This window comes from Micrococcus sp. 116, from assembly GCF_902506395.1.
In the GTDB taxonomy this organism is placed as follows: domain Bacteria; phylum Actinomycetota; class Actinomycetes; order Actinomycetales; family Micrococcaceae; genus Micrococcus; species Micrococcus luteus.
Genome location: NZ_LR732370.1, coordinates 962,406 through 978,833 on the forward strand (window position 1 = coordinate 962,406; position 16,428 = coordinate 978,833).

Sequence of the window (16,428 nt, forward strand, 5' to 3'; positions counted from 1 at the left end):
GGATGCAGACCACGCAGCTGTCCGCCCCGCCCTCCCTCGGCCGGCTCTACGTCCGCGCCGCGGGGCGGGCCGCCACGGACGCCGTCGTCCGTCGGCGCCGTCCCCGCGAGCTCCCGGACCGTCAGGTGGTCGTGACCGGCCACCGCATCCCGGCCGAGGCCGTGACCGCGTGGCGCGGGGCCGTCGGGTCCGCGGATCCGGCGGACCTGCCCTCGGTCCTGGTGCACACCCAGGTGTTCGGCGCGGCGATGGAGCTGATGGCCGACCCCGAGTTCCCGCTGCCCCTGCCCGGGCTGGTGCACCTGAGCAACACCGTCCTGCACCACCGGCCCGTCCCGGCTGAGACCGCCCTGCGCGTCACCGCGCGTGCGGTGGGTCTCGTCCCGCACCACGCGGGTACCGCCGTGGACGTCGTCGTGACCGTCGAGGGGCCCGGCGACGACGGCGGGGAGGCACTGCTGTGGGAGGGCGTCTCCCGGTACCTCGCCAAGGGCGTCCACCTCTCCGGCCTGCGTCCCGAGCGGCCCGCCCGCCCGGACTTCGTGCCCCCGACGCCGACCGCCCAGTGGCGCTTCGGGACGGGGGCCGGACGCCGGTACGCGGGCGTCTCCGGGGACTGGAACCCGATCCACCTGACGGGCGTCTCGGCTCGACTGTTCGGCATGAAGGGCGCGATCGCCCACGGGATGTTCCTGGCCGCCCGGATGCTCGAGGGCCGTGAGCCGGCCGGCGCCGGGTTCCGCTGGCACATCGACTTCGAGGCGCCCGTCGTGCTGCCGACCACCGTGGCCGTCCGCTACGAGCCCGGGCCTGACGGCGGCACGCGCGTGTACGGCTGGGATGCGCGGCGCCGGCGCCCGCACTTCTCCGGGGAGATCACTCCGCTCGAGTCCTGACGGCCCCCGGGCCCGCGCACCGGCCCGCCGAGACTCGCTGTCTCGGCGGGCCGGTGCGTTCGGGCGGTCAGGCGTCCAGCCCGGGCGACCGCCGCGGCACGGCGGCGACGGCCTCGAGCAGCCCGTCCGCGTAGGCCTCCCACGAGTGACCGGCGGCGTGGCGCACGGCGCCGGTCCCCAGTGCCGCCCAGGCATCACGATCCGCCAGGATCTCGGCCAGGGCCTCGGCCCACGCCTCGGGGGTGCCCGCCGTCACGTGGCGGCCGGACACGCCGTCGAGGACCGCGTAGACCAGTCCGCCGACCCGGTGCGCCAGCACGGGCGTGCCGCAGGCCTGTGCCTCGAGGGCGACCAGGCCGTAGGTCTCGGACGCGCTCGGCATCGCCACGACGTCCGCCGCCCGGAACTGGGCGGCCAGGGCAGGCGCGGGCACCGGCCCGGAGAACGTCACCAGGTCGGCGACCCCCTCCCGCGCGGCCAGTCCCGCCAGGTCCAGTCCGTTGTCCCCCGAGGCGGCCCCGTTCACATGCAGGCGCACGCCCGGGTCGACGCCCGCGCCACCGGCCCGCTCGCGCAGCACCCCGAGGGCGGACACGAGCAGGTGCGGGCCCTTGTGACGCTGCACGCGACCGGCGAACAGGACGCGCAGGGCCCCGTCGTCCTCCGGCGCGCCCGGCCACTGCGCGGCGCCGTCCGGCGTGAACGTCTCGAGGTCGGCCCCGGGGGGCAGCACCCGGGTGCGGGCGCGGGGCACGTCCAGCAGCTCGCGCAGGTCGGCGACCTCGGCGGCGGAGTTGACCACGAGCAGGTCGGCCCGCTCGACGATTCCGCGTTCGGCCTCGACCCGGGCGTCCGGCTCGCGCAGCTCGGGGTCCTCGAGCATCTTCGCCGCCGCCGTGGTGTGCATGGTCTGCAGGTACGGGGCGTGGGCCGCCCGCGCCAGCGCCGCGGCGGTGGACCCGGAGAGCCAGTAGTGGCCGTGCACGAACGCGACGGGCGGGGCGTCCGCGCCACCGAGGACGGGGCCGCCCGGCACGGCGTCCGAGGCGAGCCAGTCCAGGGCCGCGCGGGTGAACTCGGCGCCGAGTCCCGCCAGCTCCTCCTTGGGCACGGGAGCGGACGGCCCGGCGGCGAGGTCCACGACCGTGACCGGCGGGGCCTGCCCGCCGGCGTCCACCATCCGGACCCGTGCGCCGTCCGCTCCCACCGGCTCCTCCGCCCGGGTCAGCAGGATCATCCGCACGCCCCGGCGGGCCAGGGCGACGGCGGCCTGCCGCACGTAGACGTTCATGCCGCCGGCGTCGCCGCGGCCGGGCTGGGCCAGGGGGGAGGTGTGCAGGCTGACCCCGATCCCCACCGGCACGGACGACCGCAGTTCGGCGTCCACGGCGTCGAACAGTCGGGCCGCCGACGCCGAGTCCGCCAGGTCCTCGACGGAGACCATCCGTCCGGCGCCGTCGCCGAGCGGCACGGTCCAGTTCGGGTACTGGTCCTGGAGGGTGCCGGGCTGGTTCTGGATGCGCCGCTCGCCCACGGCGTCCACGAGCGCCACGCTGTGCAGGGCCGAGGGCGCCTGCGCGAGCAGGCGGTGCAGGGCCACGATCTGGCGTTCGCGCACCTCGGGGCCGGCGTCGGGGACGTCCACGTCCGCCTCGGCGAGCAGCCCGCGCCGGGCCGCGGCGGCGAGGAACGCGCGCACCTCCTCCGCCGACCGGCGGCGTTCCTGGGCGACGTCCACGGTGTAGAGGCCCAGCCGTTCGCGCAGGTCCACCTGGACGCCCTCGAGGTAGCCGGCCGTGGGCGGCAGGTCGTGCGTGTTCACCGCCGCCATGGCCAGCCGCCGGTAGCGCTCCGGCGGGGTGGGCTCGCCGTCCTCCTGCTCGAACCAGAGGATCGACGTGCCGAGCACGCCGGCCTCGGCCAGGCGGCGCTGCACCCACGGCTCGAACGTGCCGAGGTCCTCGCCCACCACGACGACGCCGGCCCGCTCGGCCTCGAGCGTGAGCACGGCGAGCATCGCCTCGTGGTCGTACTCGACGTACGCGCCCTGGGTGGCACCGGCGCCCTCCGGGATCCACCACAGGCGGAACAGCCCCAGGACGTGGTCCATGCGGATGCCGCCCGCGCCGCGCAGCACCGTGCGCAGCATGTCCCGGAACGCGGCGTAGCCGGTCTCGGCCAGGCGGCGCGGATGCCAGGGGTGCTGTGACCAGTCCTGGCCCAGCTGGTTGAACAGCTCGGGCGGCGCGCCGACGGACATGGTCGGCACCAGCACGTCCCCGAGCATCCACGCGTCCGCGGTCTCGCCGGTCGCCCCGACCGCCAGGTCCACCATGACGCCCATGCGCATGCCGGCCGCCCGGGCCCGCTGGTGCACGCCGGCGAGCTGCTCGGCGGCGATCCACTGCACCCAGCGGTGCAGGTCGACGTCGGTCGCGCGTTCGACGCGGACCCGCTCGGCCTCGACCCCGCCCGGCGCCCAGGCCGGGTCGGCGAGATCGGGCCCGGTGCCGTCGCCGTCCAGGCGCAGGACGGACCAGAGGGCGAAGTCGTCCAGGCCCGGGCCGGCCTCGGCGCGGAACCGCGCGTAGGCGGCCTCGCGCTCGGGGGAGCGGGGCACCTCGTGCACGCGGCGCAGCGCGGGCCACAGGACGGCGGCGACGGCGGCCCGATCGATCCGGCCGGTGCGCTCCAGCTCCGCCTGGACGCGGGCGCCGGCCGACCGCAGCTCCGCCTGCTCCGCGGCGGGCAGGTCGGCGAACTCGGGGATCGAGGGCACGTGCACGATCAGCGCCGAGAGGAACCGACGGGAGACGGGGGAGTAGGGGGAGTCCGCCGGATGGGGGCCGGGCTCGACCGCGTGCAGGGGGTGCAGCAGCAGGAAGTCGGCGCCGTGCCGGGCGACGATCTCGGCCAGGGACGCCATGTCCGCCGCGTCGCCGATGCCCCACGAGTCCGCCGAGGTCACCGAGTAGCCCTGCGCGGCCGCGCCCCAGCCGCGGCGCTCGAGGAAGGGACGCGCCGTGCTCAGCCGGGACGGGGCGCAGACCAGGACCGCGGAGGCGGTGGAGCCGGAGCCGCTGGTCACCTCCAGCCGGTGCCAGCCCGGGGCGAGGTCGGCGGGGATCTGCACGTGGACGCGCTCGCGCTCGACGCCGTCCACGAGGCGGACCTCGGACACCGGCTCGCTCACGCTCACCTCGAGGGTCCGCCCGTCCTCCGTGCGCACGCGGGCCACGACCGGCTCGCCCGCGGCCACGTGGCACGGCACGGACAGGCGGTGGCCGGACCGGGCGGCCACGGTGGGCGGGAGCACGTCCCGCCAGGGGGCCGTCTCCGCCTCCTCCAGCGCCTCGGCCAGAGCGGCGACCCCGTCCGGACGGACCGACACCCCGAGAGCGGCGAGCACCTTCACGAGGGCCTCGTCCGGCACGGTCTGGGCCGAGCCGTCCTGCCCGACGTACTCGGGCTGCACCCCGTGGGCTCGCGCGAGCCGATGCAGCAGTGCGGGGGCTTCCAGGGCCATCGGGTCCTCCATGCCGTCGTGCGGTTCCACCGACGGCGCCTGCCGTCGCACGGACACCACTCTAGAGGGGACGCCGGGCCGGGGAACACGCAGGGCCCCGGTCGTGACGACCGGGGCCCTGCTGCTCGACGAGCGGTGCGCGAGGGGGGACTTGAACCCCCACGTCCTTGCGGACACAGCGACCTCAACGCTGCGCGTCTACCAATTCCGCCACTCGCGCTCATCGGTGGAGCCCTGGGAGAGGCTCCGTCGCCCACCGCACTCCGGTCCTGTCCGGTCCGTCCCGCTCCAGGCAACTCGAGAAAGATAGCACGGGTTCGGGCTAGGCTCAAAACCATGGTCGAGAACATCGAGAACCCCGCCCGCTCGCGCCCCGAGGACCGCGTCGTGGAGATCTGCCGCGACCTCATCCGGATCGACACGACCAACCGCGGGGGCAACGTCTCCGTCGGTGAGCCCGAGGCCGCGGAGTACTGCGCCCGGCTCATGACCGAGGCGGGGATGACCCCCCGCTTCTTCGAGTCGGCGCCGGGCCGGGTCTCCGTCGTCGGACACCTGCCGGGCTGGGATCCGGAGGCGCCGGGGCTCGTCATCCACGGGCACACGGACGTGGTCCCCGCCGAGGCGGACGAGTGGAGCGTGGACCCGTTCGGCGCCGAGCTCAAGGACGGCATGATCTGGGGGCGCGGCGCCGTGGACATGAAGGGCATGGACGCCATGGTGCTCGCGGTGCTGCTGCACCTGGCCCGCACGGGCCGCCGGCCGCGGCGACCCCTGACGGTCGCGTTCTTCGCCGACGAGGAGGCCGGCGGCGTCTACGGCGCACGCTGGGTCGTGGATCACCACCCCGAGGTGTTCGACGGGTGCACCGAGGCGATCTCGGAGGTGGGGGGCTTCTCCACCGAGGTGCACGGCTCGCGCGCCTACCTCGTGCAGACCGCGGAGAAGGGGCTCGCCTGGCTCAACCTCACCGCGGAGGGCGCCCCCGGGCACGGCTCGGCCCCGCACCCGGACAACGCGGTCACCCGGCTGGCCGGCGCCATGACCCGCATCGGCGGGCACGAGTGGCCGCTCGTGTACACCAAGACCACGCGCGCGCTGCTCGAACAGGTGGCCGAGATCATGGGCGTGGACTTCGATGAGACGGACCCGACGCCCCAGCTCGACGCGCTCGGGCAGGCCCGTTCCTGGGTGGCCGGCACCCTGCGCACCTCGTCCAACCCGACGGGGCTGACCGCCGGCTACAAGCACAACGTCATCCCGTCCTCGGCCACCGGCACCGTGGACGTCCGCCTGATCCCCGGGGAGGAGGAGTCCGCCCTCGCCACGATCGCCGAGCTCGCCGGCCCCGAGGTGACCATCGCACCCGAGCACCGGGACGTCGCCCTGGAGACCCCCTTCTCCGGAGACCTGGTGGAGCTGATGATCGCCGCGCTACAGGCGGAGGACCCCGAGGCCCAGGTGCTGCCGTTCATGCTCGGCGGGGGCACGGACAACAAGTCCCTCTCCCGGCTGGGCATCACCGGCTACGGCTTCGCGCCCATGCGCCTGCCTGCCGACCTGGCCTTCACGTCCCTGTTCCACGGCATCGACGAGCGGGTGCCCGTGGACGCGCTCGAGTTCGGCTGCCGGGTGCTCGAGCGGATGCTGGAGCCGCGCTGATCCGGGCAGCGGGCGGCGACGACGGCCGGGGCGCCGTCGTCGCGCCCGCGCCTCAGAGGGTCTGCAGGGTCGAGGCCACGCGCATCACCCGGCGGCGCATCCAGTAGCGGCGCGCCCCGTCACGGTAGTGCACGGAGCGCTGCAGCTCCCATTGGCCGTACTCCGCGTGCTCCACGAGGCGCCGCCGGGCGTCGGCGAGGGACTCGTGGGCGGCGACCGTCATCACCAGGTACTCCCACTTCTGTCCGCGGGAGATCGCGTCGAGGGTCGAGGACATCAGCTGTTCACGCACCCGCCCATCCTGGCAGACGGCGTCGGGTCCGGCGGCCGGTCCCGCACGGCCCACCCCTGGCCGCGTCACCGGCCACCGGGTTACCGTTCACCCATGAGCTCTGACGCCCGCATGGCCCTCGAGGCCCTCACCACCGCCCTGAACGAACACCTCGTGGCCGCGCAGAACAAGCGGGGCGAGGACGACCCCGCCGTCGAAGCCGCCTTCTTCGCCGTGGCCGACGCCTTCGAGGCCTACGAGGACGCCCTGTACGCGGACACCGAGGAGGTCACCCCGCTCGACCTCTTCGACGACGAGGACGACGACGACTGACCGTCCCGCTCGTGACGGACCGCACGGCCCCGGGTTCCCACCCGGGGCCGTGGCGTACAGTGACCCTCCGTGACGTGGATCGAAGCCATCATCCTGGGCCTGGTGCAGGGCCTCACGGAGTTCCTGCCCATCTCCTCCTCCGCCCACATCCGCATCGTGGGCGAGTTCCTGCCCTCCGCGACCGACCCGGGGGCGGCCTTCACGGCCATCACGCAGCTCGGCACGGAGCTGGCGGTCCTCATCTACTTCTGGCGCGACATCACCCGCATCATCGGCCGGTGGTGCGCCGCGGTCACGGGGCGGATCCCGCACTCGGACCCCGATGCGCGCATGGGCTGGCTGATCATCGTGGGCTCGATCCCGATCGCGGTCCTGGGCCTGCTGCTGGAGGACTGGATCGACACGGAGTTCCGGTCGCTGTGGATCACGGCGACCATGCTCATCGTGTTCGGCGTCCTGCTCGCCCTGGCGGACCGGCTCGGCCGTCAGACCAAGCCGCTCGAGAAGCTCACCGTGCGGGACGGCGTCCTCTACGGCCTGGCCCAGGCCCTCGCGCTGATCCCGGGCGTCTCGCGCTCCGGCGGCACCATCGCGGCCGGCCTGGCCATGGGCTACACCCGGCCCGCCGCCACCCGCTACGCGTTCCTGCTGGCGGTGCCCGCCGTGTTCGCCTCCGGCCTGTACAAGCTGTACACCTCGCTCACCGATCCCGGCACGCAGGGCCCGTACGGCATGGGGGAGACGCTGGTCGCGACCGCGATCGCCTTCGTGGTGGCCTACGCGGTCATCGCCTGGCTCATGCGCTTCATCAGCACCAACTCGTTCCTGCCGTTCGTCTGGTACCGCATCCTCCTGGGCGGCGTCCTGTTCGCCCTGCTGGGTGCGGGCGTCATCAACGCCTGAGCCCGCTCCCGCCGCCGGGCATGACGGCCCGGCACCGCCGAACCACCCCGATGTGAGGAGTCCCGTGAAGTCCTGGAGCACCCCCGCCCCGCCCGCCGTGCCGAGCCGCCCCGACCGGCTGCGGCTGCACGACACCGCCACGGGACGGACCCGGCATCCGGGCAACGACGCCCAGCGCGCCTCGCTGTACGTCTGCGGGATCACCCCGTACGACGCGACGCACCTCGGCCACGCGAGCACCTACGTGGCCTTCGACCTGCTGCACCGCTACTGGCGCGCGGCCGGTCTCGAGGTCGCCTACGTCCAGAACGTGACCGACGTGGACGACCCCCTGCTCGAGCGGGCCGAGGCGACCGGCGTCGACTGGCGCGCGCTCGCCGAGGAGCAGACCGACCTGTTCCGTGCGGACATGGCCGCCCTCGAGGTGCTCGCCCCGGACCACTACGTCGGCGCGACCGAGGCGGTGGGCCTGGTGGTGGACGCCGTCGAGACGATGCTGGCGGCGGGCCGGGCCTACCGCGTGCCGGGCGGCGACGGCGAGCCCGACGGGGACGTCTATTTCGACGTCCGCGCGGCCCAGTCCGCGACCGACTGGCGTCTCGGGCAGGTCTCCGCGATGGGCCTGGACGAGATGGCCGCGGTGTTCCCGGAGCGGGGAGGCGATCCCGACCGCCCCGGCAAGCGCGACCCGCTGGACCCGCTGCTGTGGCGTGTGCACCGCGAGGGCGAGCCGGCCTGGGACGGGCGGTCGCTCGGCTCCGGCCGGCCCGGCTGGCACATCGAGTGCTCCGTGATCTCCCGGGCCCACCTGCCGGCTCCGTTCACGGTGCAGGGCGGCGGCTCCGACCTGCGGTTCCCGCACCACGAGTTCTCCGCCGCGCACGCCACCGCCGTCGACGGCCTGCCGCTCGCGCACACCTACGCGCACACCGGCATGGTGGCCCTGGACGGCGAGAAGATGTCCAAGTCCCTCGGCAACCTCGAACTCGTCTCCCGCCTGCGGGCGCGGGGCGTCGAGCCGGTGGCCGTCCGCGCGGCGATCCTCGCGCACCACTACCGGTCGGACTGGGAGTGGTCCGAGCAGGTGCTGGCCGACGCCCAGGCGCGGGTGGCCCGTTGGCGCGCCGCCCTGGACGGACCGCATGCCGCCGCCGGCGTCGCCGTGCTGGACGCGGTGCACGCGGCGCTCTCGGACGACCTCGACGCCCCCCGCGCGCTGGAGGCCCTCGACGCATGGGCGGCCGGCACCCTGCCGGGCCTGGCCGAGGCCGCCGCCGACCCGGTGTCGGTGGTCGACGTCGTGGCGGCGCTGCTGGGTCTGCGCCTGCGCTGACCCCGCCGGGCGCGGCCGGGCGTCAGCGTCCGCCGCGCCCGCGCAGATAGCGCTCGAACTCCCGCGCGATCGACTCGCCCGAGGCCTCCGGCAGCTGCTGGGTGTCCTGGGCCTCCTCGAGCTGCCGGACGTAGGCGGCGACGTCGGGGTCCTCGGCGGCCAGCTCGTCCACGCCGCGCTGCCAGGCCCTCGCGTCGTCCTCGAGCCCGCGCGTGGACACGCTCACGTGCAGCAGGTCCTCGACCGCCTCGACCAGCCCGAGCAGCGTCTTGGGGGAGGGCGCCTGGGCCACGTAGTGGGGCACCGTCCCCCACAGCGAGAGGCTCGGCAGGCCGCGGCGCGCGGCCTCGTCCGCGATGACGCCGATGATCCCGGTGGGCCCCTCGTAGACCGGACGGTCCGCGCCGACGGCCACCCGCACGTCCACGAGCGGCGAGGTCGGGCGGGCGCGCAGGGGCCGGGTGTGGGGCACGTCCGCCAGCAGCGCGCCCAGCGTCACGACGGCGTCCACGTCACGCGCGTCGGCCGCCGTGAACAGCTCCTCGAGGAACGCGCGCCACCGCACGTTCGGCTCCACGCCGACGGCGAGGAGCACACGCACCCCGTCCGGCGGGGCGGCCTCGCCCGCGACGGGCCGACCCTCACGGTCCAGGAGCGCCTCGTGCAGGGTGACCGCCGGCCAGTCCAGCGTCCCCAGCCCGTCGGCGTCGCGCCGGACCAGGGGTCGAGTGACCTGGTAGTCGTAGAACTCGCCGTCGCACACCCGTCCCGCGTCCGCCGCGTCCCACTGCTCCCGCAGCGCGCCCAGGGCCCCGGTCGCGGCCTCCCCGGCGTCGTTCCACCCCTCGAAGGCCAGCAACAGGACCGTGGGGGCCCGCCGCCCGGCCTCGAGCTCGTCCACGGTCGCCGTCAGGTGGGTCCGCAGCGGGCCCAGGACGTCGTCCGGCTGGTCCTCGGAGGTAGCGTCGGTCATGGCGGCCAGCCTAGACACGGCCCGACGACGGGGCCACGGCCCGCGACCCGCCCGGCACACCCCGGCGGCGGCGCTCGATAGGATGCACTCCATGCCCCGCCACCCCGCGCCCGCCCCGGACGACCGTGCCCGCCGCCTGCCACGCGCCGTCCTGTGGGACATGGACGGCACCCTCGTGGACACGGAGCCCCTGTGGAACGCCGTCCAGCGCCGCCTGGTGGTCGAGCACGGCGGCACCTGGTCGGATGACCTGGCCGCCTCCCTCGTGGGACGCCCCCTCGACGAGGGAGCGCGCCGCCTGCAGGAGGCCGGGCTGGACCTGCCCGTGCAGCGGATCATCGACCTGACGATGGACGAGGTCGTCCAGGGGGTCGTCCGTGGGGTGCCATGGCGGCCGGGTGCCCGGGAGCTGCTCGTCGCGCTCGCCGAGGCCGGCGTGCCGGGCGCCCTCGTGACGATGTCCCATGCCCCACTGGCCCGCGCACTGGCCGAGCGGGCGCCGGCGGGCACGCTGGACGTCGTCGTCTCGGGGGACATGGTCTCCCGGGGCAAGCCCGACCCGGAGGCGTACCAGCTGGGCCTGCAGCTGCTGGCCGAGCGGACACCGGGGCTGACGGCCGCCGACTGTGTGGCGGTCGAGGACTCCCCGGTGGGCGTCGGCGCGGCCGTGGCCGCGGGCCTGCCGACGGTCGGCGTGCCCAGCGTGCTGCCGCTGCCGGCGGGGCTCGCGACCGTCGAGTGGACGACGCTCGCCGGCCGCACGCCGGCCGACCTCGCCGCGGTCCGCCGGATCGCCGCCGCGCGCGGGCCCGGGGCGGACGGGGCCGGATGAGCGGGCCCGCCTCCGTCCGGCTGGGCACGATCGCCGGCGCGCCGGTGCGCCTGTCCTGGTCCTGGCTCCTGATCGCCGCGGTCATCACCCTCGCGTTCGGCCCGCAGATCCAGCGCGCGCTGCCCGCGATCGGCGGCGGCGCCTACGCGGTCGCCCTGGGGTACGCCGTGCTCCTGGCCCTCTCCGTCCTGGTCCACGAGGCCGCCCACGCCCTCACCGGCCGCGCCTTCGGCCAGCGCACCGAGGAGATCGCGCTCACCCTGTGGGGCGGGCACACCCAGTTCCGCAGCCCGTCCGCTCGACCGCTGGACACGGTCCTCACCGCGATGGCCGGCCCCGCCGCGAACCTCGTGCTCGCGGGCCTCGCCCATCTGGCGGCCCGCGCCGTGCCCGGCCCGTCCGTTCCCGCCCTGCTGCTCGAGGTCACGGTGTGGGCCAACCTCCTCCTGGCCGCGTTCAACGCGCTGCCGGGCACCCCGCTCGACGGCGGCCGCATGGTCGAGTCCGCCGTCTGGGCCGCCACCGGCTCCCGGGCCCGTGGCGTCGAGGCGGCCGGCTGGGCCGGGCGCGTCGTCGCGGTGGGCGTCCTCGCGGCGGTGCTCGGCCCCCCGACCCTCGCGGGCCGCGCGCCGGACCTGTTCGTCGTCGTCCTGGCGGCCTGGGTCGCCCTCACGCTGTGGCGGGGCGCCGACGACGCCGTGCGCCACGGGCGCTGGAGCCGCCGGCTGGAGACCCTGCGGCTCGAGCAGGTCGAGGCGCCCGCCATCGCCCTGCCCGAGCACCTCAGCGTCGCCGAGGCCCTGGCCCAGGCGGACGGCGGCCGCCGCGCCGTCGTGGCCGTGGACGGGGCCGGTCGGCCCCGCGGCGTGCTGGACCTCACGGCCGCGGCGGGCCTGACCCCGGCGCGCCGCACGACCACCGCCCTGGCCGCGGTCGCCGTCGCCCTGGCTCCGGAGGCCGTCCTCGTCCGCGACGACGTCCCCGCCGCCGGTCCCGACCTGGCCGCCCGCCTGGCCGACCCCCAGACCCCCGTGTGGGTGCTGACCGACGCGCACGGCCTCGTGCGCTCCGTGGTGCCCCGCGAGACGATCCTCGCCGCCGTCGACGCGACGCGGCGTCCCTGAACCGAAGGAGCCCCCCATGACCGAACCCACCGGCGTGAGCGCGCGCCGCGGCCCCCTGCGGGCCGGCCAGCGCGTGCAGATCAAGGACGCGAAGGGCCGCCTCAACACGATCACCCTGCTGCCCGGCGGGGAGTTCCACAGCTACCAGGGCGTGCTGCGGCACGACGACCTGATCGGCGGCTTCGAGGGCGTCGTGGTCGAGAACTCGGCCGGCCAGCCGTACCAGGTGCTGCGCCCCCTGCTGAACGACTTCGTCCTGTCCATGCCCCGCGGCGCCACGGTGGTCTACCCGAAGGACGCGGCGCAGATCGTGCAGCAGGCGGACATCTTCCCGGGCGCCGTCGTGGTCGAGGCCGGCGTGGGCTCCGGCGCCCTGTCCATGTCCCTGCTGCGCGCCGTGGGCGACCACGGTCGCCTGCACTCCTACGAGCGCCGCCCGGAGTTCGCGGACGTCGCCCGGGCCAATGTGGAGGCCTTCTTCGGCGCCGAGCACCCCGCCTGGTCGGTGCACCTCGGCGACGCGCAGGAGGAGATGCCCAAGGTCCACGAGCCGGGCTCCGTGGACCGGGTGGTCCTGGACATGCTGGCCCCCTGGGAATGCCTCGACGCCGTCGCCGAGGTCCTGGCCCCCGGCGGTGTGTGGCTGAACTACGTGGCCACCGCCACCCAGCTCTCCCGCGTGGCCGAGGCCATCCGGGACTCGGGCCGCTTCACGCAGGTCGAGGCCAACGAGACCCTCGTGCGCGGCTGGCACCTGGACGGGCTCGCCGTGCGCCCCGACCACCGCATGGTCGCGCACACCGGCTTCCTCCTCACGGCCCGCCGCCTGGCCTCGGGCGAGGAGGCGCTGCGCCTGAAGAAGCGCTCCAAGGTCTCCGAGTTCAGGGCCGAGGACGTCGAGGCCTGGCAGCCGGCCGACGAGGCCCGGTGGACGCCCGAGGCCCTCGGCGAACGGCCGGTCACGGACAAGAAGGCGCGCAAGGCGGCGAAGGAGGCCCGCCTCATGGCCGCGCGGTCACGCGCCGCCGAGCAGGGCGTGGACGCGTACGGTGGGAGGACCCCGACCGGGGAGCAGGACTGAGTGGACGGAGCACCGGTGGACCACCACGCGCAATCAGGCACGGAGCACGCCGAGCAGCGCCTCGCCGAGGCACGGGAGCTGCTGCGGCAGTCCCAGGCCGAGGCCGAACGGCTGCGGCACCAGCTGCAGTCCGCCCAGCGGCACGCCGCCGGCCTGAGCGAACGCCGTCGGGCCGCCGAGGCCCAGACGCAGACGGCCGCCCGCAACAACCGGCGCATGGTCGAGCTGCTCGAGGCCACGCGCGCCGAGATCACGACGCTCAAGGAGAACCTGGACGCCGTCACGCATCCGCCGTTCACCTTCGCCACCCTCGAGGCCGTCCACGCCCCGCGCGAGCCCGAGGAGGGCGTGGAGACCGGCGCCGTGGTGCGCGGGGGAGCGGACGTCGTGCAGAACGGCCGGCGGCTGCGCGTGACGGTCTCCCCGCTGCTCGACGCCGCCCGCCTCACCCCCGGCGCCCAGGTGCTGCTGGATGAGTCCAGCTCGATCGTCGGCGTCGCCCCGGGCACGGGGTCGGGTCAGCTGCTGCGCGTCAAGGAGGCGCTGCCCGACGGCGGCCTCGTCCTGGCCGGCACGGCGGACGAGGAGCGCGTGGTGCGACGCGCGCCCGCGCTGGAGGGTGTCGAGCTGCGCCACGGGGACGCCGTCACCGTGGACGCCCGCGTCGAATGGGCGCTGCGGCGGGTCGAGCTGTCCGAGGTGGACGAGGTGCTGCTGGAAGAGGTCCCGGACGTCACATTCGAGGACATCGGCGGCCTCGGCCCGCAGATCGACCGGATCCGCGAGGCCGTCGAGATCCCGTTCCTGCACCCCGAGGTCTACCGCGAGCACGGCCTGCGCGCCCCCAAGGGGATCATGCTGTACGGCCCGCCCGGCACCGGCAAGACCATGCTCGCCAAGGCCGTGGCCAACGCCCTCTCGGCCCGCAGCGCGGACGGCGAGCGCTCGTTCTTCCTCAACGTCAAGGGACCCGAGCTGCTGAACAAGTACGTGGGCGAGACCGAGCGGCAGATCCGCGTCATCTTCGACCGGGCCCGCGAGAAGGCCGACGCCGGCTTCCCCGTGGTCATCTTCTTCGACGAGATGGAGTCGCTGTTCCGCACGCGCGGCTCCGGCGTCTCCTCGGACGTGGAGACCACGATCGTCCCGCAGCTGCTCACCGAGATCGACGGCGTCGAGGCCCTCGAGAACGTGATCGTCATCGGCGCCTCCAACCGCGAGGACATGATCGACCCGGCCGTGCTCCGCCCCGGCCGACTGGACGTGAAGATCCGCGTGGACCGTCCCGACGCCGACGGCGCCGCGGAGATCATGGCCAAGCACCTCACCGTAGACGTGCCCCTGCACGCCGACGACGTCGTCGCGGCCGGCTCCGCGGACGCGGCCCGCGCGACGCTCATCGCCCGGACGGTCGCCGCCCTCTACGACCGCGGCGCGGACACCGCGCTGGCGGAGCTGACGGACGTGTCCGGCACGACCCACGCCCTGCACCTGGCCGACCTCGTCTCGGGCGCCGTGGTGGCCGACGTCGTGGACCGCGCCAAGCGGCACGCGGTGCGCGACTACCTGGCCGCCGGCCAGGCCCCGGCCGCGCTCGGCGTCCGCGAGGGCCACCTGCGCGAGGCCGTGGCCGCGGTGCTGGAGGACCAGACGGACCTGCTGGCCACGGTCGCGCCCGCCGAGTGGGCGCGCACCTCCGGCTGGCGCGGTCCTCGGCTGCGCTCGCTGCGCATGGTCCGGGGGGTCGGGGCATGAGCGCGTTCGGCCGCGGGGCCGCGGACGGCTTCACCCGGGCCGTCGCCGTCGACGTCGGCCCGACCCCCGCCTTCGAGGGCCAGCGCCGGCTGTTCCACGGCGCGGCCGTGCCCCCGAACGGGCGGGACGCCGCCGGCTGGGGCGTGCACCGGGTGATGGGCACGGAGACCGAGTTCGGCATCCACGCGCCGGCCAACCCGGGGGCGCACCACAGCGTGCTCTCGGTCGAGCTCGTGAACGCGTACGCGGACCTGGTGACCCGGTCCGGCTCGACGGTGGCCGGCACGGAGTGGGACTACACGGGGGAGTCGCCGCTCGTGGACGCGCGCGGCTGGCGGCTGCCGCGTTCGGCGGCGCATCCCTCGCAGCTGACCGACGAGGCGCTCGTGGGCCCGGACGGGGAGCCCGTGCACCTGCTGCTGTCCACCGTGCTGGCCAACGGCGCGCGCTGGTACGTGGACCACGCCCACCCGGAGTACTCGTCGCCGGAGACGACCACCCCGCGGGATGCCATGGTCTGGGACGCCGCCGGGGACCTGGTCGCCCAGGCGGCGGCCGAGCACATCGGCCAGGCCGACGGCGCCCCGGAGGTGCTGGTCTACAAGAACAACGTGGACGGCAAGGGCCAGTCCTACGGCGCGCACGAGAACTACCTCGTGGCCCGGTCCCTCGACTTCGAGGAGCTCACCGCCGTCCTGCTGCCGTTCTTCGCGGCACGGCAGGTGCTCGTGGGCGCGGGCCGCGTGGGACTCGGCCCGGCGGGGGAGCGGCCGGGCTTCCAGCTGTCCCAGCGGGCCGACTACTTCGAGGAGCCCGTGGGGCTGGAGACCACGATCCACCGGCCGATCGTCAACACGCGGGATGAGCCGCACGCCCGTCCCGAGGCCTACCGCCGGCTCCACGTGATCATCGGCGACGCGACGCTGAGCCAGCACGCCACGTGGCTGCGGATGGGCATGACCGCGCTCGTCCTCGCGATGGCCGAGGCCGGGACCGCGCCCCGGCTCACCCTGGACGACCCGGTGGCCGCGTTGCAGACGATCAGCCACGACCCGGGCCTGCGGGCCACGGTGCCGCTGCTCGAACGCACCGCGGACGGCCCCGTGCGCCGGCACTGGACCGGGCTGCAGATCCTGCGGTCCTACCTGGACGCGGCCCGCGCCCACTGCGCCGCCTTCGGGGTGACGGATCCGCAGACGCGCGAGGTGCTGGAGGCCTGGGCCATCGACCTCGACGACGCCACCGCGGATCCGCTGTCCCTGAGCGACCGCGCCGACTGGGCGGCCAAGCTGCGCGTCCTCGAGGGCCTGCGGGCCCGCACGGGCGCGGACTGGACCGACCCCCGCCTCGCGATGGTGGACCTGCAGTACGCCGACCTGCGCCCGGCCCGCTCCCTGCACCGCCGCCTCGTGGCCGCCGGCGCCCTCCGGACGCTCGCCGACGAGGCGGAGATCCGTGCCGCCGTCGCCACGCCGCCGCGGGCCACCCGCGCGTGGACCCGCGGCAACCTCGTGGGCCGCCACGGTGACCGCGTGGCCGGCGCCGCGTGGGAGACGCTGCTGCTGCGCGGGGCGGGGGAGCGGGTGCACCGGCTGCACCTGGCCGAGCCGCTGGTCGGCGCCGCCGTGGACCTGCCCGGCTGGTGGGAGGACGCCGCCGCGCCCCGGCCCGACGACGAGGCGCTCGTGGCCACGCTGCCGCCGCTGTTCGGCGCGCGGGCCTGAGGCGAGGGCGGGCGC

General features: G+C 75.6%; 13 protein-coding genes and 1 tRNA gene. 10 read left to right on the forward strand and 4 right to left on the reverse strand.

Annotated elements, in window-relative coordinates; all coding sequences use genetic code 11:
• Positions 1 to 2: 2 nt before the first annotated feature.
• The gene (locus CITRIK5_RS04525) at positions 3 to 896 is read left to right on the forward strand and encodes a MaoC/PaaZ C-terminal domain-containing protein (RefSeq protein ID WP_044658921.1); all 894 of its coding nucleotides are present in this window, start codon (positions 3 to 5) and stop codon (positions 894 to 896) included.
• A 67-nt stretch (positions 897 to 963) separates the two neighbouring features.
• Here the strand turns inward: CITRIK5_RS04525 and malQ are convergent, their stop codons facing one another.
• Entirely contained in the window at positions 964 to 4,473 is a 3,510-nt protein-coding gene (gene malQ / locus CITRIK5_RS04530; RefSeq protein WP_159833153.1) for a 4-alpha-glucanotransferase, read from the reverse strand.
• Positions 4,474 to 4,558: 85 nt separating this feature from the next.
• Positions 4,559 to 4,642: transfer RNA gene (locus tag CITRIK5_RS04535), tRNA-Leu, on the reverse strand.
• Between the two features lie 116 nt (positions 4,643 to 4,758).
• On the opposite strand from CITRIK5_RS04535, the gene CITRIK5_RS04540 reads away from it, so the two are divergent.
• Positions 4,759 to 6,084: a M20/M25/M40 family metallo-hydrolase gene (locus CITRIK5_RS04540; protein ID WP_102708390.1), complete on the forward strand. Its 1,326-nt coding sequence runs from the start codon at positions 4,759 to 4,761 to the stop codon at positions 6,082 to 6,084.
• 52 nt (positions 6,085 to 6,136) lie between these two features.
• Here the strand turns inward: CITRIK5_RS04540 and CITRIK5_RS04545 are convergent, their stop codons facing one another.
• On the reverse strand, positions 6,137 to 6,376 hold the full coding sequence (locus CITRIK5_RS04545; protein ID WP_036315193.1) for a DUF5703 family protein: 240 nt from the start codon (positions 6,374 to 6,376) through the stop codon (positions 6,137 to 6,139).
• A gap of 93 nt (positions 6,377 to 6,469) precedes the next feature.
• Between CITRIK5_RS04545 and CITRIK5_RS04550 the strand changes: the two genes are divergently transcribed.
• From CITRIK5_RS04550 to mshC, 3 genes are all read left to right on the forward strand, one after another.
• Positions 6,470 to 6,688 carry a hypothetical protein gene (locus tag CITRIK5_RS04550; protein ID WP_036315190.1) on the forward strand — a complete coding sequence of 73 codons (219 nt, stop codon included), beginning with the start codon at positions 6,470 to 6,472 and terminating at the stop codon, positions 6,686 to 6,688.
• A gap of 69 nt (positions 6,689 to 6,757) precedes the next feature.
• Positions 6,758 to 7,591, forward strand: a complete 834-nt coding sequence (locus tag CITRIK5_RS04555) for an undecaprenyl-diphosphate phosphatase (protein WP_159833155.1) — start codon at positions 6,758 to 6,760, stop codon at positions 7,589 to 7,591.
• 64 nt (positions 7,592 to 7,655) lie between these two features.
• A complete protein-coding gene (gene mshC / locus CITRIK5_RS04560) occupies positions 7,656 to 8,924 on the forward strand; it encodes a cysteine--1-D-myo-inosityl 2-amino-2-deoxy-alpha-D-glucopyranoside ligase (RefSeq protein ID WP_159833157.1) in 1,269 nt (422 codons plus the stop codon).
• A 22-nt stretch (positions 8,925 to 8,946) separates the two neighbouring features.
• Here the strand turns inward: mshC and CITRIK5_RS04565 are convergent, their stop codons facing one another.
• Positions 8,947 to 9,897, reverse strand: coding sequence for a proteasome assembly chaperone family protein (locus tag CITRIK5_RS04565; RefSeq protein WP_036315178.1), 951 nt, complete (start codon positions 9,895 to 9,897; stop codon positions 8,947 to 8,949).
• Between the two features lie 91 nt (positions 9,898 to 9,988).
• Between CITRIK5_RS04565 and CITRIK5_RS04570 the strand changes: the two genes are divergently transcribed.
• From CITRIK5_RS04570 to dop, 5 genes are read left to right on the forward strand one after another with little or no spacing between them, the layout of a single operon-like run.
• On the forward strand, positions 9,989 to 10,729 hold the full coding sequence (locus tag CITRIK5_RS04570; RefSeq protein ID WP_051995261.1) for an HAD family phosphatase: 741 nt from the start codon (positions 9,989 to 9,991) through the stop codon (positions 10,727 to 10,729).
• A complete protein-coding gene (locus CITRIK5_RS04575; RefSeq protein ID WP_036315175.1) occupies positions 10,726 to 11,853 on the forward strand; it encodes a site-2 protease family protein in 1,128 nt (375 codons plus the stop codon). Before CITRIK5_RS04570 ends, CITRIK5_RS04575 begins: the two co-directional genes overlap by 4 nt.
• Positions 11,854 to 11,869: 16 nt before the next feature.
• Positions 11,870 to 12,934, forward strand: a complete 1,065-nt coding sequence (locus CITRIK5_RS04580) for a tRNA (adenine-N1)-methyltransferase (protein ID WP_159833159.1) — start codon at positions 11,870 to 11,872, stop codon at positions 12,932 to 12,934.
• Positions 12,935 to 14,689: a proteasome ATPase gene (gene arc, locus CITRIK5_RS04585; RefSeq protein WP_159833161.1), complete on the forward strand. Its 1,755-nt coding sequence runs from the start codon at positions 12,935 to 12,937 to the stop codon at positions 14,687 to 14,689.
• Complete coding sequence (gene dop, locus CITRIK5_RS04590) at positions 14,686 to 16,413, forward strand: depupylase/deamidase Dop (RefSeq protein ID WP_061873144.1); 1,728 nt, start codon at positions 14,686 to 14,688, stop codon at positions 16,411 to 16,413. The genes arc and dop overlap by 4 nt, the downstream gene beginning before the upstream one ends.
• Positions 16,414 to 16,428 lie beyond the last annotated feature (15 nt).